This window comes from Streptomyces caatingaensis (assembly GCF_001187435.1).
In the GTDB taxonomy this organism is placed as follows: domain Bacteria; phylum Actinomycetota; class Actinomycetes; order Streptomycetales; family Streptomycetaceae; genus Streptomyces; species Streptomyces caatingaensis.
In genome coordinates this window covers 861153-883559 of record NZ_LFXA01000002.1, presented here as the reverse complement: position 1 = coordinate 883559, position 22407 = coordinate 861153, and the positions used below count along the sequence as shown (strand labels likewise).

At 74.7% G+C, this 22407-nt stretch carries 19 protein-coding genes; 8 read left to right on the top strand and 11 right to left on the bottom strand.

Annotated elements, in window-relative coordinates:
- Nucleotides 1-105: 105 nt before the first annotated feature.
- Both AC230_RS04505 and AC230_RS04500 read right to left on the bottom strand, forming a co-directional pair.
- Nucleotides 106-3129 (bottom strand): AAA family ATPase, encoded by a 3024-nt coding sequence (locus AC230_RS04505; RefSeq protein ID WP_049714591.1) that lies wholly within the window; start codon nt 3127-3129, stop codon nt 106-108.
- Nucleotides 3126-4295, bottom strand: coding sequence for an exonuclease SbcCD subunit D (locus AC230_RS04500; RefSeq protein WP_049714590.1), 1170 nt, complete (start codon nt 4293-4295; stop codon nt 3126-3128). Before AC230_RS04500 ends, AC230_RS04505 begins: the two co-directional genes overlap by 4 nt.
- A 410-nt stretch (nt 4296-4705) precedes the next feature.
- Here AC230_RS04500 and AC230_RS04495 point away from each other — a divergent pair, with 410 nt between their 5' ends.
- Both AC230_RS04495 and AC230_RS04490 read left to right on the top strand, forming a co-directional pair.
- On the top strand, nt 4706-6265 hold the full coding sequence (locus AC230_RS04495) for an amino acid permease (protein ID WP_049714589.1): 1560 nt from the start codon (nt 4706-4708) through the stop codon (nt 6263-6265).
- Nucleotides 6249-7049: a GNAT family N-acetyltransferase gene (locus AC230_RS04490; protein ID WP_049714588.1), complete on the top strand. Its 801-nt coding sequence runs from the start codon at nt 6249-6251 to the stop codon at nt 7047-7049. Before AC230_RS04495 ends, AC230_RS04490 begins: the two co-directional genes overlap by 17 nt.
- Nucleotides 7050-7138: 89 nt before the next feature.
- Here AC230_RS04490 and AC230_RS04485 read toward each other — a convergent pair whose 3' ends face one another.
- From AC230_RS04485 to AC230_RS04470, 4 genes are all read right to left on the bottom strand, one after another.
- Nucleotides 7139-7765: a YigZ family protein gene (locus AC230_RS04485; RefSeq protein WP_049714587.1), complete on the bottom strand. Its 627-nt coding sequence runs from the start codon at nt 7763-7765 to the stop codon at nt 7139-7141.
- Nucleotides 7766-7900: 135 nt separating this feature from the next.
- A complete protein-coding gene (locus tag AC230_RS04480) occupies nt 7901-8809 on the bottom strand; it encodes a hypothetical protein (protein ID WP_053160988.1) in 909 nt (302 codons plus the stop codon).
- Nucleotides 8810-9472: 663 nt separating this feature from the next.
- Nucleotides 9473-9886, bottom strand: a complete 414-nt coding sequence (locus tag AC230_RS04475) for a YbaK/EbsC family protein (protein WP_422125552.1) — start codon at nt 9884-9886, stop codon at nt 9473-9475.
- A 23-nt stretch (nt 9887-9909) separates the two neighbouring features.
- Entirely contained in the window at nt 9910-10482 is a 573-nt protein-coding gene (locus AC230_RS04470) for a helix-turn-helix domain-containing protein (protein ID WP_049714586.1), read from the bottom strand.
- A 93-nt stretch (nt 10483-10575) separates the two neighbouring features.
- Between AC230_RS04470 and AC230_RS04465 the strand changes: the two genes are divergently transcribed.
- Complete coding sequence (locus AC230_RS04465) at nt 10576-11439, top strand: DMT family transporter (RefSeq protein WP_049714585.1); 864 nt, start codon at nt 10576-10578, stop codon at nt 11437-11439.
- Between the two features lie 17 nt (nt 11440-11456).
- Here the strand turns inward: AC230_RS04465 and AC230_RS31765 are convergent, their stop codons facing one another.
- Nucleotides 11457-11633: a hypothetical protein gene (locus AC230_RS31765; RefSeq protein WP_241833067.1), complete on the bottom strand. Its 177-nt coding sequence runs from the start codon at nt 11631-11633 to the stop codon at nt 11457-11459.
- A 98-nt stretch (nt 11634-11731) separates the two neighbouring features.
- Between AC230_RS31765 and AC230_RS04460 the strand changes: the two genes are divergently transcribed.
- Both AC230_RS04460 and AC230_RS04455 read left to right on the top strand, forming a co-directional pair.
- Nucleotides 11732-11935: a ferredoxin gene (locus AC230_RS04460; RefSeq protein WP_049714584.1), complete on the top strand. Its 204-nt coding sequence runs from the start codon at nt 11732-11734 to the stop codon at nt 11933-11935.
- 28 nt (nt 11936-11963) lie between these two features.
- A complete protein-coding gene (locus AC230_RS04455) occupies nt 11964-13175 on the top strand; it encodes a cytochrome P450 (protein ID WP_049714583.1) in 1212 nt (403 codons plus the stop codon).
- Nucleotides 13176-13185: 10 nt separating this feature from the next.
- On the opposite strand, the gene AC230_RS04450 is transcribed toward AC230_RS04455, so the two are convergent.
- The 4 genes from AC230_RS04450 to AC230_RS04435 all read right to left on the bottom strand — a co-directional run bounded on the left by AC230_RS04450 (nt 13186) and on the right by AC230_RS04435 (nt 16700).
- Nucleotides 13186-13866 carry an acyltransferase gene (locus tag AC230_RS04450; protein WP_049714582.1) on the bottom strand — a complete coding sequence of 227 codons (681 nt, stop codon included), beginning with the start codon at nt 13864-13866 and terminating at the stop codon, nt 13186-13188.
- A gap of 108 nt (nt 13867-13974) precedes the next feature.
- Nucleotides 13975-14823: a hypothetical protein gene (locus tag AC230_RS04445; RefSeq protein WP_049714581.1), complete on the bottom strand. Its 849-nt coding sequence runs from the start codon at nt 14821-14823 to the stop codon at nt 13975-13977.
- Nucleotides 14824-14833: 10 nt separating this feature from the next.
- On the bottom strand, nt 14834-15403 hold the full coding sequence (locus tag AC230_RS04440) for a papain-like cysteine protease family protein (RefSeq protein ID WP_049714580.1): 570 nt from the start codon (nt 15401-15403) through the stop codon (nt 14834-14836).
- A 253-nt stretch (nt 15404-15656) separates the two neighbouring features.
- Complete coding sequence (locus AC230_RS04435; protein WP_049714579.1) at nt 15657-16700, bottom strand: M48 family metallopeptidase; 1044 nt, start codon at nt 16698-16700, stop codon at nt 15657-15659.
- A 163-nt stretch (nt 16701-16863) separates the two neighbouring features.
- Here AC230_RS04435 and AC230_RS30715 point away from each other — a divergent pair, with 163 nt between their 5' ends.
- The 3 genes from AC230_RS30715 to AC230_RS04415 are packed head-to-tail and all read left to right on the top strand — an operon-like array spanning nt 16864 to nt 22399.
- Nucleotides 16864-18993 carry a dynamin family protein gene (locus AC230_RS30715; protein ID WP_198535409.1) on the top strand — a complete coding sequence of 710 codons (2130 nt, stop codon included), beginning with the start codon at nt 16864-16866 and terminating at the stop codon, nt 18991-18993.
- Nucleotides 18879-20429: a hypothetical protein gene (locus AC230_RS32400; RefSeq protein WP_049714576.1), complete on the top strand. Its 1551-nt coding sequence runs from the start codon at nt 18879-18881 to the stop codon at nt 20427-20429. The genes AC230_RS30715 and AC230_RS32400 overlap by 115 nt, the downstream gene beginning before the upstream one ends.
- 11 nt (nt 20430-20440) lie before the next feature.
- The gene (locus AC230_RS04415; protein ID WP_049714575.1) at nt 20441-22399 is read left to right on the top strand and encodes a dynamin family protein; all 1959 of its coding nucleotides are present in this window, start codon (nt 20441-20443) and stop codon (nt 22397-22399) included.
- The last annotated feature ends 8 nt before the right edge of the window (nt 22400-22407 follow it).

The window sequence follows — 22407 nt, the reverse complement described above, 5'->3', positions numbered from 1 at the left end:
GATCTCAGTGCCACGGCCGTCGCATCCCGGGGCCGCCACCCGGGTGGTCGGCGCGGCGTCCTGTCCGGCCGGGGCCGGTGCCGGGCGCCGTGGCGCGCCGGGGCGTCAGCCGGGGAGCGGGGCCGTCCGCAGGTGGACGGAGGAGCCCGACCGGCCCTTGGTGACGCGGAGTTGGGCGGGGATGCGGCGGCGGAGGTCGGGGACGTGGCTGACGATGCCGACGGTGCGGTCGCGTTCGCGCAGGGAGTCGAGGACGTCGAGGACCTCGTCGAGGGTCTGCTCGTCCAGGCTGCCGAAGCCCTCGTCGATGAAGAGGGTGTCGAGGCGGATGCCGCCCGCCTCGTCGGTGACGACGTCGGCGAGGCCGAGGGCGAGGGCGAGGGAGGCGAAGAAGGTCTCGCCGCCGGAGAGGGTGGCGGTGTCGCGCTCGCGGCCGGTCCAGGCGTCGACGACGTGCAGGCCCAGGCCGGAGCGCCCGCCGCCGGCGGTGCGGGCGTCGGAGTGGACGAGGGTGTAGCGGCCGCCGGACATGCGGTGCAGGCGCACGGTCGCGGCGGCGGCGACCTGTTCGAGGCGGGCGGCCAGGACGTACGACTCGAGGCGCATCTTGCGCTCGTTGTGGACGGAGGTGCCGGCGGCGAGCGAGGCGAGCGCGGCCACGCGGTGGTACTCCTCGCGCAGCGGGGCGAGGCGGCGGGCGTCGGCGGCGGCCTCGGCGGAGAGCCGGTCGAGGGCGTCGCAGCGGCGCCGGGCGTCGGCGTCGTGGGCGGAGGCGGTGCGCAGGTGGAGGGTCGCGGCGTCGGCGGCGGCGCGGGCCTCGTCCACGGCGGCGGGCGGCAGGGCGGCCGCCTTCGCCGCCTCGGGGTCCGCGAGCGCGGCGGCGACTGTCGACTCCTCTTGGCGGCGGGCCTCCAGACGGTCGTTCAGGTCCCGCTCGGACCGCTCGTCGAGCAGGGCCTCGGCGGCCCGGGCGGGCGTGGTGAAGCCGGCCCGGTAGGCCGCGTCGGCGAGGCGGGCGTCGGCCTCCTTCAGGCGGGCGGCCGCGTCGGCGGCGGCGCGGGCGGCCTGCGCGGCGGCCGCGAGCAGTCCCGCGCGCTCCTCCAGCAGGGCGGCCCGGCGGGCGACCGACCCGGCGCCGCCCCGCGCCCGCTCCAACTCCTCCCGCAGGGACTCCTGTTCGCGTTCGAGGTCCTCGCGGTGCGAGGTGCGGGCGGCGGCGCGCAGCCGGGTCTCGTGGAGGGCCGCGGTGCGGCGTTCGTGTTCGCGCTCCGCCTCCTGGAGGGCGGCGAGCGCGGCGGGGGCGTCGGCGGCGGCACGCCGGGTCCGGGCGGTCGCCTGCTCCAACTCCTCCAGCTCGGAGGCGAGTTGGGCGGTCGGGGTGTCGCCGGCGGCGGCCGTGGCGGCGGCGAGGGCTTCGCGCAGCGGGCCGTGGCGGCGGTCGGCCGCCTCGCGGGCGGCGTCGGCCCGCCGGTACGCGGCCTCGGCGGCCTCCTCGGCGGCCCGGTCGACCTGGCCGGCGTCGGCGCGGGCGGGCGCGGGGTGGTCGGCGGAGCCGCAGACGGCGCAGGGCGCGCCGGGCCGCAGGGCGGCGGCGAGTTCGGCGGCGATGCCGCGCAGGCGGCGTTCCTTGGTGTCGAGCCAGTGCTCGCGGGCGGCGGCGGCCGCGTCGCGGGCGCGGGCCAGGGTGTCGGCGGCGGCGCCGGCCTCGCGGGTCAGGGTGTCGCGGCGGCGGGCGGCGTCCAGGCGTTCGCGCGCCGGGCCGACGCGGGCGGCGAGCTGCTCGGCGCGGGCGGCCGCCTCCTGGGCCGCCTCGACGCGGCGCCGGCGGTCGTCGCGCAGGGCGGGCCAGGCGTCGAGCCAGGCCGCGTCCTCGTCGAGGACCTGCTCGTCGGCGCGGGCCTGGCGGTCGAGGACGGCGAGTTCGTCGGCGACGGCGGCGGCGCGGCGTTCGGCCCGGCGGGCGCCGGCGAGGGAGCCGAGCTCCTCGCGGTGGGCGCGTTCGAGGGCGAGGAGCTGCTCGGCCCCGGCGTCGTGGTGCTCGCGGGACAGGCGGGCGCGGGCGGCGCGTTCGGCCGCGGCGGTCGTGTCCCGGTCGCGTTCGGCGGCGGCGCGCAGCTCCAGCGCGGGGGCGACCGCGGCGGCGGCGCGGGCGCGCTCCAGGCGGGCGCGGAGGGCGTCGTACGCGGCGGCGCTCGCGGCGAGCCGGTCCGCGGCGCGCTCGGCGTCGGCGTACTTCCGCTGGAGACGGGCGAGTTCGGCGGTCTCGGCGGCGTGCCGCGCGGCGTCCTCGTGCCGTTCCTCGGCGGCGCGGAGGGCGGACGCGGCGATGTCGCGGCGCTCGCGGGCGGCGGAGCGGGCCGACGCGGCCCATTCCAGGACGCTTTCGGCGAGTCCGGGGTCGCCGGGGGCGAGGGGGACGGCCTCGGCGGACCGCGTCCCGGCCTCCGGCAGCGACGGGTCGTCCGCCGCCTGCCCCATCCGGTGGGCGAGCGCGAGCAGCCGCTCGTCGCCGGTGCGGACACGGGCCTCGGCGACGCGGCGGAGCTGGGCGAGGCGTTCCTCGACGGCGGCGAAGCGGCCGGTGTCGAAGAGCCGGCCGAGCAGGCGGGCGCGCGCGGTGTCCTCGGCGCGCAGGAAGCGGGCGAAGTCGCCCTGGGGCAACAGGACGACCTGGCAGAACTGTTCGCGGCTCATCCCCAGCAGCCGCGTGATCTCCTCGCCGATCTCCTGGTGGGAGCGGCTGAGTCCGTGCCAGTCGCCGTCGCGGTGCTCGCGCAGGGCGCTGTACGCGCGCTCGCGGGTGAAGCCGCTGCCGCGCCGCTTGGGGCGGAGCTGTTCGGGGCGGCGGGTGATCTCCAGCCGGCGGCCTGCGACGGTGAGGTCGAGGACGACCTCGGTGGGGGTGTCCGGGGCGGCGTGGTCGCTGCGCAGTCCGCCGCCGCTGCCCTGGCGGGCCCCCGGGACGGAGCCGTAGAGGGCGTAGCAGACGGCGTCGAGGACGGAGGTCTTGCCCGCGCCCGTGGGACCGTGCAGCAGGAAGAGGCCGGCGGCGGACAGGTCGTCGAAGTCGATCCGCTGGGTGGTGCCGAAGGGGCCGAAGGCCGTGATCTCCAGGCGGTGCAGCCTCATCTGCCCGCCTCCTCGCGCCCGGCGCGGTCCAGGCGCACGGCGTCGAGCGCCTCCGTCAGCACGGCGCGTTCGCGCTCGTCGGGGCCGTGGCCGCCGCGGACGTGGGCGACGAAGTCCTCGGTGATCTGCCGGTCGGAGCGGCCGCGGAGGCGCTGGGCGTAGGACGCGAGGGCGTCCTCGGGGGCGCCGTCCGGTTCGAAGACCAGGCTCAGGACGTGCGGGAAGCGGCGGGCGAGCCGGGCCATGGGGTCCTGGGGGCGGACGGGGTCGGTGAGGGTGACCTCGGCCCAGGAGTCCTCGTGGCGGTCGAGGGCCGGGTCCTCCAGGATCTCCTCCAGGCGGCCGCGGAGGCGGGCGAGCGGGCGGGGCACCGGGCAGTCGACGCGCTCGGCGGTGACGGTGCCGTCGCCGTCCAGGTCCACGAGCCACATCGTCTTGCGGTGGGCGGCCTCGGAGAAGGAGTAGGCGAGCGGGGAACCGGAGTAGCGGACGCGCTCGTTGATCGTCTGGCAGCCGTGGAGATGGCCGAGGGCGGCGTAGTCAACGCCGTCGAAGATCTCGGGCGGGACGGCGGCGACGCCACCGACGGTGATGTCGCGCTCACTGTCGCTCGCGGCGCCGCCGGTGACGAAGGCGTGGGCGAGGACGACGGAGCGGGTGCCGGCGGGACGCGCCGCGAGGTCGGCCCGGACCTTGTCCATCGCGGCCGAAAGGACGGCCGCGTGCCCGGCGGCGGGGGCGCCGAGGGCGTCCTTGACCAGTGCGGGTTCGAGGTAGGGCAGGCCGTAGAGGGCGACGTCGCCGTGACCGTCGGCCAGGACGACGGGGGTGCCGCAGGCCGCCGGGTCGGTGCGCAGGTGTATCCCGGCCCGTTCGATGAGCCCGGCGCCGACGCCGAGACGGCGGGCCGAGTCGTGGTTGCCGGAGATCATCACGGTGGGCACACCGAGGGCGGCGAGCCGGTGCAGGGCCTCGTCGAAGAGCTCGACGGCGGCGAGCGGCGGGACGGCCCGGTCGTACACGTCACCGGCGACGAGGACGGCGTCCACGGACCTGTCGCGGGCGGTGCGGACGAGGTGGTCGAGGAAGGCGCGCTGGGCGTCGAGGAGGTTCACGCGGTGGAAGGACCGGCCGAGGTGCCAGTCCGAAGTGTGCAGCATCCTCATGCCAGGGCTCCGACCTGCATGTTCTCCACTCCTCCGCGCTCTTGGCCAGCACCGCCCCAGCACGGTACTCGATGTCGGCACCAACCACATCGGCCCCGGACGGGGCGTGGTCCATCACCGTGTGCAGTGTGTCACCCGAGCCAGGCGTGAGGTGACCTCGGGTGTCAGTGGCGACGCCGGGCACGGCCCGGCACGGCAGCGGAACGACGGTAAGGGCAGGGTGAAAGACACAATCGCCTTTTGTGGCAAGGAAGTTGGCTTTATGGCACGCGTGCCGCACTGCTACCGTGCCTCACGTCGTCAGGACCACTGTCAGGCGACAGCCGCGTCAACGGACTGGTCCGGCCGGTGCGCCCCGGCGGCCGGCTCCCCCTTTCCTTCCCGCTCTCCTCCTCGTGCGGAGATTCCCGATGCATTCATCAGCACATGCGCGACCGCAGCGGCCCGAGCCGCTGGACGACGACGAGCGCTTACTCGAAGAGCTCGGCTATGCCCAGCAACTGCACCGGCGCATGGGCGCCTTCGGCAGTTTCTCCGCGTCCCTGTCGGTCATCTCGATCATGTCCGGGACGCTGCTGCTCTTCGGCTACGGCCTGAACAGCGGTGGTCCCGCGGTGGTGGTGTGGGGCTGGCTCGCCGTGGGGCCGCTGGTGCTGTGTCTGGCCGCGGCGCTGGCCGAGATCACCTCCCGCTACCCCACCAGCGGCGGCCTGTACTACATGGCCCGCCAGCTCGGCGGCGAGCGGTGGAGCTGGTACACCGGCTGGCTCAACCTCCTGGGACTGCTCGGCGGGATCGCGGCGCAAGACTACGGCATCGCGACCTTCACCGCGGCCTGGGCGAACCTCCAGTTCGGCTACGTACCGACGCCGGAATCCCTGCTGGTCATGTACGCGGTCATCCTCGCGCTGCACGCGCTCATGAACCTCTTCGGCACCCGCCTGATGAACGCCCTGACCTCCCTGAGCGCGTGGTGGCACCTGGCCGGGGCCGTCGTCATCATCGGCGCCCTGACCCTCGTCCCCTCCCACCACCAGCCCGGCCGCTTCGTGTTCTCCGAGTTCACCAACAACACCGGCTGGTCGAGCCCCGTGTACGTGATCCTGCTGGGCATGCTGCTGCCGTGCTTCGCCCTGGCCGGCTACGACACCTCCGCCCACCTGAGCGAGGAGACCAGCGGCGCCTCCGTGGCCGCGGCGCGCGGGGTCATCCGCTCGGTGGCGGTGTCCTGGATCGCCGGCGGCATCCTGCTGGCCCCCCTGCTGTTCGCCGTCCAGGACTACGCCGGGACGCTGGGCAGCGAGACCGGGGTGCCGGTGGCGCAGATCCTCCTGGACGCCCTGGGGGCGGCGACGGCGAAGGCACTGATGCTGGTGATCATCATCGGGCAGTTCCTGTGCGGCTACACCACCGTCGCCTCGGCCAGCCGCATGGTCTACGCCTTCGCCCGGGACGGCGCCCTGCCCGGCTCGGCGCGCTGGCGGAAGGTGACCCGCCGTACGGCCGTCCCGGCCAACGCCGTGTGGCTCGTCGTCGCTGTCGCCTTCGTGCTGGCCCTGCCGTCCCTGTACTCCGCCACGGCGTTCTCCGCGGTGACCGCGATCTCCGTCGTGGGCTTCACGCCCGCCTACGCCATCCCGGTGCTGCTGCGCCTGCGGCACCGGGACCGGTTCACCCCCGGGCCCTGGCACCTGGGCCGCTGGAGCCGGCCGATCGGCTGGGTGGCCGTGCTCTGGGCGGCCGGGGCCTCGGTGCTGTTCCTGCTGCCGCAGTCCAGCCCGGTCACCGCCGAGAGCTTCAACTACACCCCCGTCGCCCTGCTGGTGGCCCTGGCCATGGCCGCCCTGTGGTGGCGCACCGGACGCCGCTCCTACCGAGTTCCCCGCTCCGGCACGGCGAACGCCCACGACCGGATCGAAGAGGCCGAGAACATCATCACGCCATGGAGGCACCGTGACCGTTCCCCCTGAGTCCATCGAATCGGTACAGCAACTCACCACGGTCTGGCGGACCCTGGTGCTCGACCACGACGCGGACGCGGACGTGCGCGACCTCCCGGGCATCGCCGTCCGCTGGGCCGACAGCCGGTTCGCCTTCTGGAACTGCATCACCTTGACCGGGACGGACACGGGAGCCGAGCTCCTCGGGCACCGCCTGGGCCGGGCCGCGGACATCATGCGAACGAAGAACCACCCGGGCTACCTGTGGCTCTTCGAAGACCTCCTCGACGACGAGGCCCGCTCCGCGCTGGAGACCACCGCCGAACAGGCCGGCCTCCAGTACGCCTTCCCCGGCACGGGCATGGCCGGCGACCTCCTCTCCATCCCCGAACCGGCCCACCCCGACCTGACGTTCGCCCGCGTCCGCACCGACGAGCAGTTGCGGGCCTACGCCGACCTCCAGTCACGCGCCTACGGGTTCCCCCTGGAGGAGGGCCGCGCCGGCCTGACCGGATCCACGCTCTGGAAGAACGACATCCACGCCTACCTGGCCCTGCGGGACGACGAACCGGTGGCCTGCGCCGCCACCATCGAGGCACAAGGCCGCCTCTTCGTCGCCTACGTCGCCACGGACCCGCGGTGGCAGCGCAAGGGCTACGGCGAAGCCGTCACGCGCAAAGCGCTCCACGAAGGCGCACGGGCCACCGGGCTGACCCGCGCCACCCTGCACGCCACCGCCGCCGGAGCCCCCGTCTACCCGCGCATCGGCTTCAAACCGAACACACCGATCCACTTCTACGGCCTGAAAGGCTGATCCGGCGGGCCGGCTCCACCCTGCCACCGGCGAGAGCCGCCGCACGGCGGCCGCGGCCCGTGGGCCGGGCGCCCCGAAGGGCCGGCCCGTCACACGTCCCCGTACGCCTCCCCGCCGAGCTCGAAGCCGGCCGTGCCGGCGGTCGCGTCGGCGAGCCAGGCGCGGAAGTCCTCGACCTCGGCGTCGGGGAGGCCGATCTCGATGCGGACGCCGGCCCCGTACGTCACGTCGCGCACGGACCGCCCGGCGGCGCGGAGTTCGTTCTCCAGCTTGCCGGCGCGCTGGTGGTCGACGGTGACGGCGGCGAGGCGGTAGCGGCGGCGGGTGATCGTGCCGAGGGTGTCGAGGGCCTCGCCGACGACGCCTCCGTAGGCGCGGATCAGCCCGCCCGCGCCGAGCTTGATGCCGCCGAAGTAGCGGGTGACGACGGCGACCGTGTACCGCACCTCCCGGCGCACCAGCATCTGGAGCATCGGCACCCCGGCGGTGCCGCCGGGCTCGCCGTCGTCGCTGGCGCGCTGCACCGAGCCGTCGGCGCCCAGGACGTAGGCCCAGCAGTTGTGCCGGGCGGTGGGGTGCTCCGCGCGGATGCGGGCGATGAACGCCTGGGCCTCCTCCTCCGTCGCGACGGGCGCCAGCGCGCAGATGAAGCGCGACCGGTTGATCTCGATCTCGTGGACGCCTTCGCGGGCGACGGTGCGGTACTCGTCTTGCATCCTGTCCTTCAAGGGTCGGTAAACGGGAGGCCTGCTGGAATCAGGCTAGACGAGAGGTCACTTCGCGTATCGAGGCCATTTCGCGCAGAGAGGTCACTCCGCGGATCGCGGGAATCCTGCTTCGGGCGTCGGACGTCACCGCCGGGGAAGCGTGAACGCGTAGGCGCGCCGCGCGGCGCATCCCTGGCACCTGCCGACGAAACGGGAGAGAAGACGCCCGTCCGCTTCGGAAACGGTGTTGCGCCAGAAGCAGCGGAATTCCCCGCAGGCGCAGGACCGGTGACTGATGTCGGTGAACGCGTGGGTGTTGGAGTCGTGACCGTTCTCGGCCGGTGGCCGGCGGGCGGTGTCGCCGTCGTCGGCTTCGGGGAGTCCGTATTCCTTCCGCTTCCAGGACATCGCCTCGGCGGGGAGGGAGCCCCGCCCCGCGCATTCCACGCAGTTGCCGGGCCCGGCGTTGTTCGCGGCACACCAGCACCGCCCGTAGCCGCCGCTGCCGCCGCTGTAGGGCCTGCCTTCGCAGAGCAGGCACATGCCCCAGCCGTGGCAGTCGTCGCAGAGGACGCCGTCGGTATCCACGTCAACGGTGCTGAGCGTGAAGTGGGGTTGGGCCAGGTGCTCTTCGGGGAAGACGACCGGTGTCCAGCCGGTGACCGTCAGGATTCCGGGGCCGGCGCCCTCGTAGAGCCTGGCCCGGAAAGGGCCGCGCCGGGCCGTCGCCTCGTTCTCCCCGGGACCGCACGGGGCCTGTCGGCGCACCGTCCAGCCGGCCGCGGCGAAGGCGTCCAGGAGGCCCTGGAGACCGGGGGACGAGGGGCGGCGGTCGTCCCCGCCGACAGCCATGAGGGACAGGAAGCGGTGACCGACCGGGGCCGGGTCGCGGAGCCGTACCGGGTCGGTCCACTCGCGGACCACCACCGGAGGCCGGTCCGGGTACAGCGCCGAGGCCGTCTCCAGCAGGTGCCCTCTCAGCCACGACCCGCTCTCCTCTGCCGGAACGGCGGGCGTGCTGCGGTGTTCCTGTCCGGCGGCCGGGTCGGTCATCGCGGATCCCTTCCCCTTCTCTTCTTCTCTTCTTCTCTCGCCGGTCAGTCACCGCGGGCCCGGTCGAGCCGGAATTCGGCGCCCCCGGCGGGGCTGATGTGCCTGTCCCGCCCAACCTCGCCCCGGGGCGGGCGACTTGTCCACCCGCCCCTATACGATCGACCACGACCGCCCGTTCCGTACGGACTTCATGAAAGGGTTCCCCATGGCTCAGGTGGCGCGAAAGCTGATCCTCGGGGCCGCCCTTGCGCTCTCTCTCACCGCCTGCACGGACTCTCTCACCGCCCCCACGGAGGACGGTGAGAGATTCGTCCCTCTCGGCCGGCTCGAAGCGGTCGACGTGAGTGAAGCCCTTCCCTCCGCGGAGGAGGCCCCTGCGCCCGGGGAACGTGAAGTGGAGGACCCTCATGTGATCGCCGAGGTGCGCAAGGGCCGTCGCCGTCTCATCGCGTACACGCGAGCGGGTTCCTGTGGCCTTCTCGTGACCGACTCGGGCGGCTCCCGGCGATCGCCGATCGACATCACCTCGGCATGGCCGAGAAATGGTGAGGAGGGGACTGGACACTACCCGGCCGGGCCTTACAGCGTCGCCTCCGCGAGAAGTACGGACGGAGCGTCCACGTGGGCCTCACTGTATTGCGGCAAGGCGGCGATGGTGATCGATTACTCCTCCGAGGACCACGCCCCCGTCTCAGGCCGGAAGGGCAACGTGTCCGTGACAGAAAGCGCCGGCTCCCTGGCTCTCGTCATCGGTTCGCCGGAAGCGCGCGGAGAAGTCCTGCCCCACGTCCGGTCCGCCCGATATCCGCAGGCGGCGGGGGTCGTCGCCCCGGCCCGCCCGGCGGCGACGACCACGCGGTTGGCGGACCGCTCCAGCAGCGCGGCGCCGTAGTGCTCCACCAGCACGGCGGTGTCGGCGACTTCGGGGGCCGTGTCGACGTACAGCACCCGCTCGGCGGGGACGGGGCCGTGCCAGGCGCGCAGGGCGTCGGCGACGGGCGGCACCAGCAGGTCCAGCCGGTCGAGCGCGGGCCGTACGTCCTCGAAGGCATGGAACGGGTCGGTGTCGGCGAGCACGGCCACCAACGTGGCGGACGGGCTCAGCGGGCGGGCGGGACGGAGACGACCATCGTCATCTCCACCGGCTCCGTGCCGTCGTTGCGGTAGCCGTGGGGCAGTCCGGCGTCGAAGGTCGCCGCGCCGCCCGCGGGGACGGCGTGCTCCTGCCCGTCCACGACGAGGGTGAGCGTGCCGGCCGTCACGCGGACGATCTCGACGCTGCCGGGCGGGTGCGGATCCGAGCTGCTGCCGTCGCCGGGGGCGATGTGCCACTCCCACAGCTCCAGCGGTCCGGGGGCCTCGGCGCCGACGAGGAGCAGGTTGTGGCTGCCGGAGCCGGTGGTCCACATCCGTACGGCCTGGCCGGCGGGGACGAGGCGGACGGGCTCGGTCTGCTCCTGGTCGAGGAGCGTGGCGATGCTGACGCCGAGCGCGTCGGCGAGCTTGACCGTGGTGCCGACGCTGGGGTTCGTCCGGGCCTGCTCGATCTGGATGATCATGCCGCGGCTGACGCCGGAGCGGGCCGCGAGGGCGTCGAGCGTGAAGTTCCGCTCGGCCCGCCAGTGTTTGAGGTTCCGGGCGAGCGACTGGGTGAGCCGGTCGAGATCCGTCACGTTCCATCCAAAATAGTGGTCGATCGGTGCAGCGGAGTGAACTAGGGTGGGGCCTCCCCACCATTCATCACACTGTACTGCGAGGTTCACCCGATGACACCGCTCTTCGCGCTGGCCACCAGCCTCCTGTGGGGGCTGGCCGACTTCGGCGGCGGGCTGCTGACCCGGCGCATACCGGCCCTGACGGTGGTGCTCGTCTCCCAGCTGCTGGCCGTGGCGACGCTCGGCGCGATCGTGGCCGCCACGGGCGGCTGGTCGGAGCTGGGCCCGCAGCTCTGGTACGCGGTGGCGGCGGGCGTCGTGGGACCGGCGGCGATGCTCGCCTTCTACCGGGCGCTGGCTCTCGGCCCCATGGGCGTGGTCGCCCCGCTCGGGGCGCTCGGCGGCGTGCTCGTACCGATCGGCGTGGGGCTGGCCCTCGGCGAGCGCCCGGGATTCGTCCGGTTCGCGGGCATCGCGGTCGCCGTGGCGGGGGTGGTGCTGGCGAGCGGCCCGGGCGGGGGCAGCGCCGTCGGCCGCACGTCCCTGCTCCTGACCCTCGGCGCGGCGGCCGGCTTCGGCACGGTGATGGTCCTGATAGCCCACGCCTCGCACGACCTCACCGGCCTCTTCCTCGCCCTCTTCGTCCAGCGGCTGTGCAACGTGGTCGTGGGCGGCGGCGCGCTCCTCGCCGCCGCGCGCCGGGGGGCCGCGGTCCTCCCCGGGGGCGGCCTCCCCGAGATCCGCGGGGCCCTCCCCGCCCTCGCCTTCGTCGGCCTCGCCGACGTCGCCGCCAACGGCACGTACAGCCTCGCCGCCCACCACGGCCCCGTCACCGTCGCGGCCGTGCTCGCCTCCCTCTACCCCGTCGTCACGGCCCTCACCGCCCGCGGCGTCCTCAACGAGAAGCTCCGCACGGTCCAGGCGTCCGGCGCGGGTCTCGCACTGCTGGGGACGGTGCTGCTGGCGTCGGGGTGAGCCGGGGGCGGCCGCTTTCAGCACGGCTGGAGGGCGCCGGTTCCGAGCGCGAATCCGAAGGGCTCCGGAATGTGCACGGATTCACCGAACGAGACGTCCTCACGCAGCCGGTACCGGCCGTTCTCGGGCTCGCTGAAGAGTGCGACGGTCTTCTGACGGGCGTCGACCGGCCGACTGCGCTGCGTCGGGCTCATCCTGTTCCCTCCTCCCCCGCCCCGGACGGAGCAGCACCTGCCGCGCCGTCCGCCCGGAGGGCGTAGAAAGGGAGGGGCGGACGGAAGGGACGGGCCGGATGCAGGTCGTGGTGGATCTCAACCGGTGCCAGGGGTACGCCCAGTGCGTGTTCCTGGTTCCCGAGGTGTTCGAACTGCACGGTGAAGAGGCCCTGATGTACACGCCCCGGGTGCCCGACGGGCAGCGCGAGCGGGTGCTGCGGGCGGCGGTGGCGTGTCCGGTGCGGGCGATTCTCGTCGGCGAGCCGGCCGGCGCGGAGTGAGCGGCCGGTCCGGCGCGAAGGAGCCCGCATGTCCTCCGAAACCCTCTTCCGCCGGATCACCGACCCGGCCGCCCGCGCCGATCCGTACCCGCTCTACGCCGAGTTGCGCGAGCACGGCGTGGCGCGGCAGGAGGACGGCCGGTACCTGGTCGGCACGTACCACGAGATCGAGGCGCTGCTGCACGACCCGCGCGTCAGCTCGGACGTGCGCAAGCGCACCGCCCCCGATCCGGACCTGCTGCCGGTCGAAGGGCTGCCGCCGGCCTTCATCGGGATCGACGACCCCGAGCACGACCGCCAACGCCGCCTGGCGATGCGGCCGTTCGGGCCGCCGCACTCCCCCGGCCGGATCGACGCCCTCCGCGGCGGGATGACGCGCGTCGCCGAGGAGCTCGCCGACGGGCTCCGCGGGCGGCAACGCGTCGACCTGGTCGAGGACTTCGCCTTCCCGCTGCCCATCACGGTCATCTGCGACCTGTTCGGCGTCCCGGAGTCCGACCGCCACCAGGTGCACGTCTGGGCCGACACCGTCATCGCCGGCCTGGACTTCACGCCCGGGGAGGACCCCGGCCCGCGGCGCCGCGCCGCGCACGAGGCCCGCCTGGCCATGGGCCGGTACCTGGGCGGGCTGGCGGCCGAGCGCCGCGGCCACCCGGCGGGCGACCTGCTCTCCGGCCTCGCCGACGACGACGGCCCGGACGGCCGGCTCACCGATCAGGAACTCATGCTCACCGCGGTCCTGTTGCTCATCGCCGGGCACGAGACGACCGTCAACCTCATCACCAACGGCATGCTCACCCTCCTCCGCCACCCCGCCGAGCTGGAGCGGCTGCGCGAGCGTCCGGAGCTGATGCCGTCCGCCGTGGAGGAGCTGCTGCGCTACGAACCGCCGGTGCAGCTGCTGCCCCAGCGCACCCCGCTCGCCGACGTCGAGGTCGGCGGCGTCACCGTTCCCGCGGGGGCGCCCCTGATCCTCGTCCTCGCCTCCGGCAACCGCGATCCCCTGCGCTTCCCCGACCCCGACCGCTTCGACCCCGCCCGCGAGGACAACGTCCACTTCGGCTTCGGCAGCGGCGTGCACGCCTGCTTCGGCGCGCCGCTGGCCCGCCTGGAGACGCAGATCGCGCTCACCACGCTGCTCGCCCGCCTCGACCGCCCCCGGCTGCTGGAGGACCCGCCCCCGTACCGTACGAGCCCGGTGCTGCGCGGCCCCCGGCACCTGCCGCTGGCGCTGGGGTAGCGCCCCGCGGCTAGCGCCGCGGCTCCGGGATCCAGCCCCGCTCCTCGTCCCAGCGGCGGACGACCTTGGCGGGCACCCCGGCCACCACCGCGTGGTCGGGCACCTCGCCCCGGACGACCGCCCCGGCCGCCACCACGACGTTGCGCCCCAGCCGCGCCCCGGGCAGGATCACGGCCCCGGCGCCCAGCCAGCTCCCGGAGCCGATGGACACCGGTGAACTGCGCGGCCACTGGCGGCCTATGGGCTGGTGCGGGTCGTCGTAGGAGTGGTTGTCGCTGGTGATGTAGACGTAGGGGCCGCAGAAGACGTCGTCGCCGATGGTCACTTCGCGCGTCGCGATCACATGGCTGCCGCGGCCGAGGACGACGCCGTCGCCCAGCCGCAGGACGGGGTCGGGCCCGAGGTCGTGTCCGGGCATCATCCCGGCGGTGAGCGTGACCTGTTCGCCGACGATGCAGTGCTCGCCGAGTTCGATCCACCGCTCCCCGAAGACCGTGCCGAGCGGGAACGCGAGCCGCGTGTGCGCGCCGATCCGCCGGAAGCGGTACGGGCCGGGCCGCTCGGCGGTCACCGAGCCGGCGTCCTGGACCCACCGCCAGCCGCGGTGGACGGCGCGCGACAGGGCGCGGCGCCGCCAGGCCGCGAGGGCCCCGGCGGCGCCGGACGGGAACGTGTTGCGGTACTTCGGCACCCGCTCACCGTAAACGGCGGCGACCGGGCCGCCCGGGGCCGGGTGCTGTGATCTTCGCCCCAGGCGGCCGTGCCCGGGAGCCGTGCGCCGGGCAGGGCCCTGCCGGCCTCAGCCGGCCGTGACGCGCCGGCGGCGCCGGCGGCCGCGGCGCAGCAGCAACGCGCCGCCGGCCAGGGCCGGCGCGGCGGCGAGCCCGCCGAGGAGCAGCGGCTCGGAGGAGTCGGGCGTCCGCCGGGGGCTGTAGCCGCTGGAGTAGCCCTTGGTGTCGTAGTCCGAGCCGGGCTGCTTGTCGGCGTAGCGCGCCTTGACCAGCTTCTGGTAGTCGGCCAGGGAGACCGACGACTGGCCGCCGAGGCCCTGCCGGGCGGCGTCGTTGAGCGGTTCGACGGTGGTGAGCCTCAGCTGGTAGTAGCCGTGGATCTGCGGCTCGGTGAAGACGGTCGTGGTCGCGTCGCCCTTGCCCGCGTAGGCGGCGTCGGTGTCGCCCTCGCGGACGGCGGCCAGGTGCCAGCCGGTGGTGCCGGTGGGGGCGAGCAGGACGGTGGCGCTGCGCCCGCCGGTGACGCTGACCCCGGCCACGGCGTATCCGAGCCTGACCGCCTGGGCGAGGACGGGCTGGGCGGTCCCGGCGGCGAACTCCGGGGTGATCTCGTTCAGCGCGACCGGGTCCTTGATCGTGAAGGAGGGCAGGCCCGCGCACGGGTCGGCCTTGGCGGGGAGCTGCACCGGGCCCTTCGTGGAACCGTCGGGGAGCGGTGCGCTCAGGAAGCGGCAGATCGCCTCGTGCGTGGCGGCCGACTTGAGGGTGTCGAGGGCCGCCTGCAGGTTGGGCAGGTCCGCCGGGGCCTTGGCCGCGGCGGCCGGGCCGGCCAAGGGCAGCAGCGCGGAGGCGCCGAGGGCGAGGAGGGCGGCCAGGCGGGCGGGCCGGCGCGGCGTGGACGTTCTCTGGTCTCGCATGGTGCCTGCCTTACTGGGAGATGCCGATGCGGGAATGGGTCCACTTGAAGGAGCTGTTGCTCACGTAGTCGTTGTAGTTCCACCATGTGTAGGTGTCGGTGTCGGGCCAGGGGTCGCCCACGCCGATGGTGGTGTTCGACGTGTCGTAGCCGTAGACGACGTTCATGTGGCCGCCGCCGGAGTTCCAGCCGATGCGGACCGCGACGGGACGGGCGGCGTCGACGTCCGTGCGCACCTCGTCGAAGGTGGCCGCGCGGGACAGGCCCGTTCCGGTGTGGGTCATGCCGAGGTCGCCCCAGGCGTAGGCCATGTCCTGGAGGGTGGCGGGCTGGTTGTCGCAGCTCAGGCTGGAGTCGTGGCGGGCGGCCCGGTTGCAGAAGTCGGTCTGGGTGGAGCCGTAGCCCTGGTACTTGGCGATGGTCAGCCCGGAGGCGTCCCAGCACCACTGCGTCTTTTCCTGCTTGTACATGGTGATGTCGTCGTAGGCGGAGTCCGCCCGTGCCGTCCCGGTGGCCGCGAGGGCGCCGGAGACGGCCAGGGTCAGGGCGGAGACGATCGCCGTGCGCTGGATTCTGCCCATGGTCCTGCCTTCCCGTTCACGGGGGCCGACGGGCGGGTGACCGGTTCGTCGTCCGGCACCCGCGCTGGACAGAGCTATGACAGCGCACCTTCCGCCGGGCATATACAGATCGCGCAGGAATTGACCCGGACGGCGGCATGGTCCTACGAATGTCCTTGGAAGGGGCGGGAGTTGTGCGGCGGCACCGGTGTTCTCGCCGGTGCTGTCGGGGCGTTGGCCGCGAGCTGTTGCGGTCGTGTATCGCTGTGGCGGCTCAGGTGGCGCCGGGGCCGCGGCGGACGGCGTTCAGGACGTGGTCGCCGGCCCGGTCGGCCGAGACGGCGAGATCGCGGAGCATGACGAGCAGCGGGTCGGTGCTCCGCCGGACCCTCTCCGCGCAGGAGGCGCCGGTGGTCCGCAGTTCCCCCCGGACGGACGCCCCGGCGTCGTCGCGGCGCAGGGCGTAGTCCCCGGCGAGGACGGACCGGTAGCCGTCGCCCGAGGCCCAGTGGTCGAGCTCGGCGACCCGGGCGACGGCCAGGGGGTGCGAACGGGGCTGTTCGATCAGGAACTTGACGACGCTGTCGCGCAGATCCTCGCCGCGCCGGTACTCGGCCGCCTGGCGCAGGAACTCCCCGGCGTCCATCTCGCCCAGGTGCGCGCCGCCCGCCAGCTTCATCAGGGCGCGCAGGCACGGTTCGCGGTCCTGGACGACGAGCAATCCGGCCCGGTCGCAGGAGAGTTCGGACATGCGCATCCATTCGCCGAGCGCGAGCCGGACGGCCTGCAGGCCGAGGCCCCCCATGGGGACGGAGGCGAGCACGCGGCCCGCTTCGGCGAGGAAGCGGGCGATCGTCCCGTACACCAGGTGCCCGCTCATGGCGTGGCCGAGCTCGTGGCCGATGACGAAGCGCAGCTCCTCGGCGTCCATCAGCTCCAGCATGCCGCTGCTGAGCACGACGAAGGGCCGGTCCACGCCGACCGTGGCGGCGTTGACGTCCCGGTCCAGGCGGACGAACAGCTCGGGGGTGCGGTCGAGGTCCAGCACCCGGGAGGCCTCGCGCATCGTCCGGTGGACCGTGCGGAACTGCCGGTCACTGGTGCGCACCGCCTCCCCCAGGGCCTCCATGCGCAGGGCCCGTTCGAGGAAGGCCCCGCGGAACTTCCGTACGAACGTGTCCAGTCCGCGCAGCTTGCGCAGGGCCACCAGCGCGGCGCGGTCGGCCGGGTGCTCGTAGGCGCGCGAGGAGATCCCCGGGAAGCGCGTACGGGCCGGAGCGCCGGAGCGCCGCGCGGTCCCCTCGTCGTCGGCCTTCATCGACTGTCCCCCTCGTCGTGAGAGCACCCTTCGTACGACGAGGCTAGGGCGCAACACGCCAATGACGGAAAGGATTTGGTCAAGGACGGGTACGTGCCGGGTCAAGCCCGCGAGGAGGTCCGGCGTCCGTTGCGAGGCTCCTCCCCTAGGCAGGGAGCTCAGCGTGGGGGACCGAAGGACGCACCCCGGGGACGCCGCCGTCGTCGCCGAGGCACTGACCGACACGGCGGAACACCTGGACTTCGTCCGGGGGTCGATCGACGGCCTCGGGCCGGCCCCCGAGCGGGCGGCGGCCGTCGGCGCGGCCCTGGCGCAGGTGCACCGGAGGCTGGCGGACGACCGTCCGCACCTGGCCGTCATCGGCGAGTTCTCCAGCGGCAAGAGCACCTTCGTCAACGGCCTGTTGCGCATGCCGCTGCTGCCGGCCGACGTGCTGCCGACCACCGCCGCCCCCGTCGTCATCGAGTACGGGCCGACGCCGCTGCTCCGGGTGCGGCTGGACGGCGACCCCCGCCGGTACACGGTCCGTTCCGACGGCGGCGGCACCCGCAAGCGGCTGACCGCCGCGCTGCGCGAGCGGTGCCCCGACGACGAGATACCGGGTGAATTCCGCCCGCTGCTCGCCCTGTTGACGGCGGGCCCCCGGATCGCCCCCCTGGTGTCGGAGCTGCGGGTCGAGGTCCCGGCCGCCGCGCTCGCCGACGGCCTCGTCGTCGTGGACACCCCCGGCGCCAACGGGCAGGCGGAGCACGACGGGACCGTCCGCCGGGTGATGGCCGAGACCGCCGACAGCGCGGTGGTGCTGACCTCGGCGCTGGTGCCCGTGCCCCTGTCCCTGACCGCCTTCCTGGAGGACGCCCTCGACCGCGCGATGCTGACGCGCTGCGTCTTCCTCGCCACCTATGCCGACCGGGTCCCGGACGCCGAGCGGCCGGACGTCGTCCGGGCGATCCGCGCCCGGCTGCGCGCCCGCCTCGCGCTGCCCGGGGCGGCGGTGGAGGCGGTCTCCGCGGAGGCGGTGGTCCGCGGGGCGGCGGGCGAGCCGCTGTCCCCCGAACAGGCCGCGTGGGCACGGCGGTTCGCGGAGACCGAGTCGCGGCTGCGCGAGACCCTCGGGCGGCAGCGCGCCGTCGCGGTGGGCGACAGCACGCTCCGGCTGCTGGACCGGGCCATGCGGCTCGTCCGCGAGGAGACCGACGCGCGCCGGGCCGAGCTGGACGCCGAGGAATCGGCCCTCGCGGCCGCCCGCATCCCGGACCTCGCGGGGTTCCTGGAGCCGTACCGGAGCCTGGGCCTGCGGCAGCTCGCGCAGGCGGACGCCCGGGTGCGCGCCGGGATCGGCCGCACCTACGAGGAGGCGCTGGCCCGCACCGCGGACGACTGCGCCGGGCTGGTCGAGTCGGCGGGGACCGTCGCCGTCCTGCGCACCGCCGTGGAGGAGGGCGTCACCGCCCGGCTGCGGGACGGGCTGCGGCAGTGGGACGAGGCCCAACGCCGCGTCGTGCGGGACGCGTTCACCCATGCGGCGCTGACCGCCGGACGGGAGGTGGCGGCGGCCTTCCGCACGGAGTACGCACGCCTCGGCGAGGCGCTGGGCCGGCCGCCGGACGTGCGCGAGCCCGCGCCCCCGCCCTGGGCGCCGGCCGCCGACGGGGCCGGCCCGCTTGTCCCCCGCGGTGGCGGCGGCGCGGCAGGCGCTGAGCTCGGACCGGTGGGGCCGGTTCGGCGGGTGGGCGGTCGGCACCGTGGTGGGCGGGATCGTGGGCGGCCCGGTGGGCGCCGGTGTGGGGGCGCTCGTCGGCCAGGCCCTCGGTGCCCGGAAGCTCGCGCCCCTGAAGGCGGAGCTCGCCACCCGCGTCCGCGCCACGGTCCGGGCCGCCTTCGAGGCGGTGCGCGCCGACCTCGAAGGCGCGGTGCGCGACCGGCGGCGGTCCGCCGAAACCGCCTTCGCCGCCTGCCTGGACGGCTACCGCACGGGCTACCGGGACGTGATCTCCGGTATCGCCGCCCGGCAGCACGAACGGCACGCCGCGCTGGAGGAGCGGCGCGCGGCGCTGACGCACGTCCTCGCCGAGGCGGACCGGCGCCGCTCCGCCATCGAGCGCCGGCGGGCCCTGCTCGCCGGACCGTGAAGCATCGTCTTCCGGCCCATCACCCCGACCGAACAGGACGGCCCCCATGCCCGACTCCGGCCAAGACCCCGCACTCCCCCTCGAAGCCTGCCTCGCCGAGGCCGAAGCGCTCGCACGCGACCACGGACTGCACGGCGTGCTCGCCGAGTTGGCGGGCATGACCGGGCAACTCCACCGCCCCGCCTGCCGGATCGTCGTCGCCGGTGAGGCGATGAGCGGCGCGCCGGAGCTGACCGGGCGGCTCGCCGGACCCGGGGCGGAGGCGTCCGTGGTCCAGGAGGGCACCGGGAAGTTCCCCGCGCCCCGGCTCCTGCTCCGCTCCTCCCCGCTCGGCGAGGACGTGGAGCTGGTCGAGGCACCGGCGCTCAACCAGGCGGCGGAGGCGGACGAGCTGGCGTGCCGCCTCGCGCACCACGCCGACGCCCTCGTGATGACGACCAGGGCCGTCGCCCCCTTCGGCCGCACCGAGACGGACTTCGCGGACCGGGCCCTCGGCCGTGGCCGCCTGCGCCGCGTCGCCCTGGTGCTCACCGGCGAGGACCGGCTCCCCGAGGACAGGCGCGCACCCGTCAGGGAGCACGTGCGGGCCCGCGCCGAACGCCTCGGCCCCGGCATCGCCGTCCTCGGGGACCGGGACGGGCTCGACGCCCTGCGCGCGCTCGTCCGCTCCTGGACCGGCGCGGAGGACCGGCAGGCGTCGCGCCGGCGGCAGATCGCGGCCCAGCTGGCCGACCTGTGCGCCCGGATGGCCGCGACGGGCCGCCGCGACGAGGCCGCCGCCCGGCGGGCCGCCGAGGAGCGGGCCGGGCGGGACGCCGCGGGGGCGGACGCCGAACGCGCCGGCCTCCGCATGCACGTCGACCGGCGGCGCACCGAGGCCGTCACCGAACTGCGCGGCCGCCTGGAGCGCGAACGCACAGGCCTCCTGGAGGAGTTGCGGCGATCACTGGCGGAGTCGCCGGACGCCGGGCACTGGTGGGACACCTCGCTCTCCTACGAACTGCACCGCGGCCTGCTGGACGTGGCCGGGCGGCAGGCCGAGTGGTTCGGGCACCGGCTGGAGACCGAGGCCCGGTGGCTCGCCGAACGGCTCTCCGCCCTCGAAGGCGCCCCGGTCGCCGCACAGGACACCGCCGCCCCGGACGCCCTCCTGGAGCTCGACGAGCCGGTCCGGCAGCGGCTGCACCTTCAGGACCTCGGCGGAAGGAAGCTGCTGTACCAGCGGCTCGGGCCGGTCGGGGCCGGGCTGCTCGCGGCGGTCGCGCTGCCCGGCCCCGCCCTGCCGGTCGCCCTGATCGGCGGGGCCGCCGCCCTGGCGGCCGGTGAGACGCGCTTCCAGCGGCTGGCCGAGCACCAACGGCAGGCGGTGGGCGAGGCGTTGACGCGGATCGTCCGGCAGGCGGTGGAGGAGTTCGCCGACGCCGCGGCGCGGCACCTCCGGTCGGCCTACCGGGACCTGGCCGAGAACGCCCTGGCGCCCCCTCGGCACGAGCCCGGGGCCCCCGCGCCGGAAGGGCTCTCGCTCTCCGCCGCGGCGGCCCGCCTGCGCGCCCGGCTGCCGGCCGGGACCGAACCCACCCCACGCGACCACGGCTGAGAGGCGAAACGATGAACGGCTACGGGATCTTCGAGGAACACCGCCAGTCCCTCCTCGCCCTCATCGGCAGGCTCCGGCCGGTGCTGGAGGCGGTCAACGTCGAGGCCAACACCGAGCGGCTGCGCGTGATCCAGGAGCGTGTGGAGTCCGACACGTTCAAGGTGATGTTCGTGGGCGAGTTCAAGCGCGGCAAGAGCACGGTGATCAACGCGCTGCTCGGCGCGGAGGTGCTGCCGACGGACATCCTGCCCTGCACCGCCATCGTCAACGAGGTGAAGTGGGGCGCCGAGCGCCGGGCCAGGCTCCACCCGATGCCCACGGCCGGGAAGGACGCCCCGGACCGGCCCCTCGACATCCCCGTCGAGAAGCTGGCCGAGCACGTGACCATCCAGGACGGCGACGACGGCGGGCCGCGGCCCAATCCGTACGAACGGGCCGAGGTCTTCTGGCCGTTGCCGCTGTGCGAGAACCACGTCGAGATCATCGACTCGCCGGGGCTGAACGAGGCGCCCGAGCGCGAGCGGCTCACCCTGGGCTATCTGGACCGGGCGGACGCCCTGGTCATGGTGCTGCTGACCACCGCCCCGCTGTCGCTGAGCGAGCAGACCTTCCTCGACGTCCACGTCGCCGCCCGGGGACACGAGGACGCGTTCTTCCTCTTCACCCGGATCGACGACGTCCCGCCGAACCGGCGCGACGCCGTCGTCGAGAGCGTCCGCAACCGGCTGGCCCCCTACCACCCCCGCGACGACCGGGTCTTCTTCGTCAACGCCAGGGACGCGCTGGAGGGCCGGGTGCGCGGCTCGGGCGCGGACGGCCGGGGGGCGACCGGATTCCCGCCGTTCGAGCAGGCGCTGGAGCGCTTCCTCGTCCGCGACCGGGGGCGCGCCAAGGTGCTCGTCCCGGTCCTGCGCCTGCAGAACGTGGTGACCGCGGCGCGGCGGGACATCGAGCTCCAGCAGGGGATGCTGCGGCGGACCTCGGCCGGCCTGCGCCGCGAGTACGAGCTCCAGCAGGTGCCGCTGCGGCAGGTGGCGCAGCGCAGGGACGCCATCCTGGGCCGGGTCGACTCCCACCTGCGCGACGTCCTCGACGAAGTCGGCGCGATGGCGCGGCGGTTCTACCGGGGGACGGCGGACGCCGTCGAGGAGTGGGCCCGCGAACTGCCCCTGGAGAACCGGCTGAAGGGCCTCAACCCCTTCACGCGGACGGCACGCGTCGAGGCGCTCGAGGAGGAGCTCTCCGCGAAGCTGAAGGCCAGGGTCCAGGAGGCGTCGGCCGCGTGGCAGCGCGACGAGCTCCAGGTGTTCCTGGAGGAACGGGTGCTGGCGCTGGAGGCGCAGATCGAGACGGACCTCACCGAACTCGTCGAGCGGGTCGACGGGATCCGCTACGAGCTGGCGGCCGTGCCCCGGCGGGAGCGGCCGGGCGCCGTGGCCGGGGGCGTCGAGCGCGTCGTCGCGGCGGGGCTCGGAACGGTCCTCGGCGGGCCCGGCATGGGGCTGGCGGGCGCCAACTTCGGCTTCAAGGGCGTCACGCGGGCGGTGCTCCCGACCGTCGCGGTGGCCGTCGTCGGCGCGGCCGTCGGCCTCGCCGCCCTCCCCTTCTCCCTGGCGGTGCTCGCGGCCAACCTCGTCAGCGGCTCCCTGGCGACGTCCCGGCTCGAACAGGAGCTCAAGGAGAAGGCCGCCCAGGACTGCGCCGACGCCCTCCGCGACCGGACCGACCGGATCGTCACCGAGCTGTCCGCGACCGTGCGGGAGCAGCTCGACAAGGTCCGCGAGATCGTCGCGGAGGGCATCGAGGGGGAGCTGCGCAGCGTGCGGCAGGAGGTGGAGAACGCGCTGGAACGCCTGGAGAGCGGCGAGGCGGAGCGGGAGGCCACGCTGGCGGAGCTGAGCCGGCAGGGCTCCGTCCTCAACGATCTGGACGAGATTCTCGCGGAGTTGGTCGCGGCCGTCGCGATCTGACGCGGCCC

What these genes read in the sequence shown, in the direction of transcription:
- AC230_RS04445 (WP_049714581.1), bottom strand. Translation starts at nt 14,823, where the DNA reads ATGCGAGACCAGAGAACGTCCACGCCGCGCCGGCCCGCCCGCCTGGCC.
- AC230_RS32400 (WP_049714576.1), top strand. Translation starts at nt 18,879, where the DNA reads ATGCCCGACTCCGGCCAAGACCCCGCACTCCCCCTCGAAGCCTGCCTC.
- AC230_RS04460 (WP_049714584.1), top strand. Translation starts at nt 11,732, where the DNA reads ATGCAGGTCGTGGTGGATCTCAACCGGTGCCAGGGGTACGCCCAGTGC.
- AC230_RS04500 (WP_049714590.1), bottom strand. Translation starts at nt 4,295, where the DNA reads ATGAGGATGCTGCACACTTCGGACTGGCACCTCGGCCGGTCCTTCCAC.
- AC230_RS04440 (WP_049714580.1), bottom strand. Translation starts at nt 15,403, where the DNA reads ATGGGCAGAATCCAGCGCACGGCGATCGTCTCCGCCCTGACCCTGGCC.
- AC230_RS04505 (WP_049714591.1), bottom strand. Translation starts at nt 3,129, where the DNA reads ATGAGGCTGCACCGCCTGGAGATCACGGCCTTCGGCCCCTTCGGCACC.
- AC230_RS04415 (WP_049714575.1), top strand. Translation starts at nt 20,441, where the DNA reads ATGAACGGCTACGGGATCTTCGAGGAACACCGCCAGTCCCTCCTCGCC.
- AC230_RS04480 (WP_053160988.1), bottom strand. Translation starts at nt 8,809, where the DNA reads ATGACCGACCCGGCCGCCGGACAGGAACACCGCAGCACGCCCGCCGTT.
- AC230_RS04435 (WP_049714579.1), bottom strand. Translation starts at nt 16,700, where the DNA reads ATGAAGGCCGACGACGAGGGGACCGCGCGGCGCTCCGGCGCTCCGGCC.
- AC230_RS04465 (WP_049714585.1), top strand. Translation starts at nt 10,576, where the DNA reads ATGACACCGCTCTTCGCGCTGGCCACCAGCCTCCTGTGGGGGCTGGCC.
- AC230_RS31765 (WP_241833067.1), bottom strand. Translation starts at nt 11,633, where the DNA reads ATGAGCCCGACGCAGCGCAGTCGGCCGGTCGACGCCCGTCAGAAGACC.
- AC230_RS04455 (WP_049714583.1), top strand. Translation starts at nt 11,964, where the DNA reads ATGTCCTCCGAAACCCTCTTCCGCCGGATCACCGACCCGGCCGCCCGC.
- AC230_RS04495 (WP_049714589.1), top strand. Translation starts at nt 4,706, where the DNA reads ATGCATTCATCAGCACATGCGCGACCGCAGCGGCCCGAGCCGCTGGAC.
- AC230_RS04485 (WP_049714587.1), bottom strand. Translation starts at nt 7,765, where the DNA reads ATGCAAGACGAGTACCGCACCGTCGCCCGCGAAGGCGTCCACGAGATC.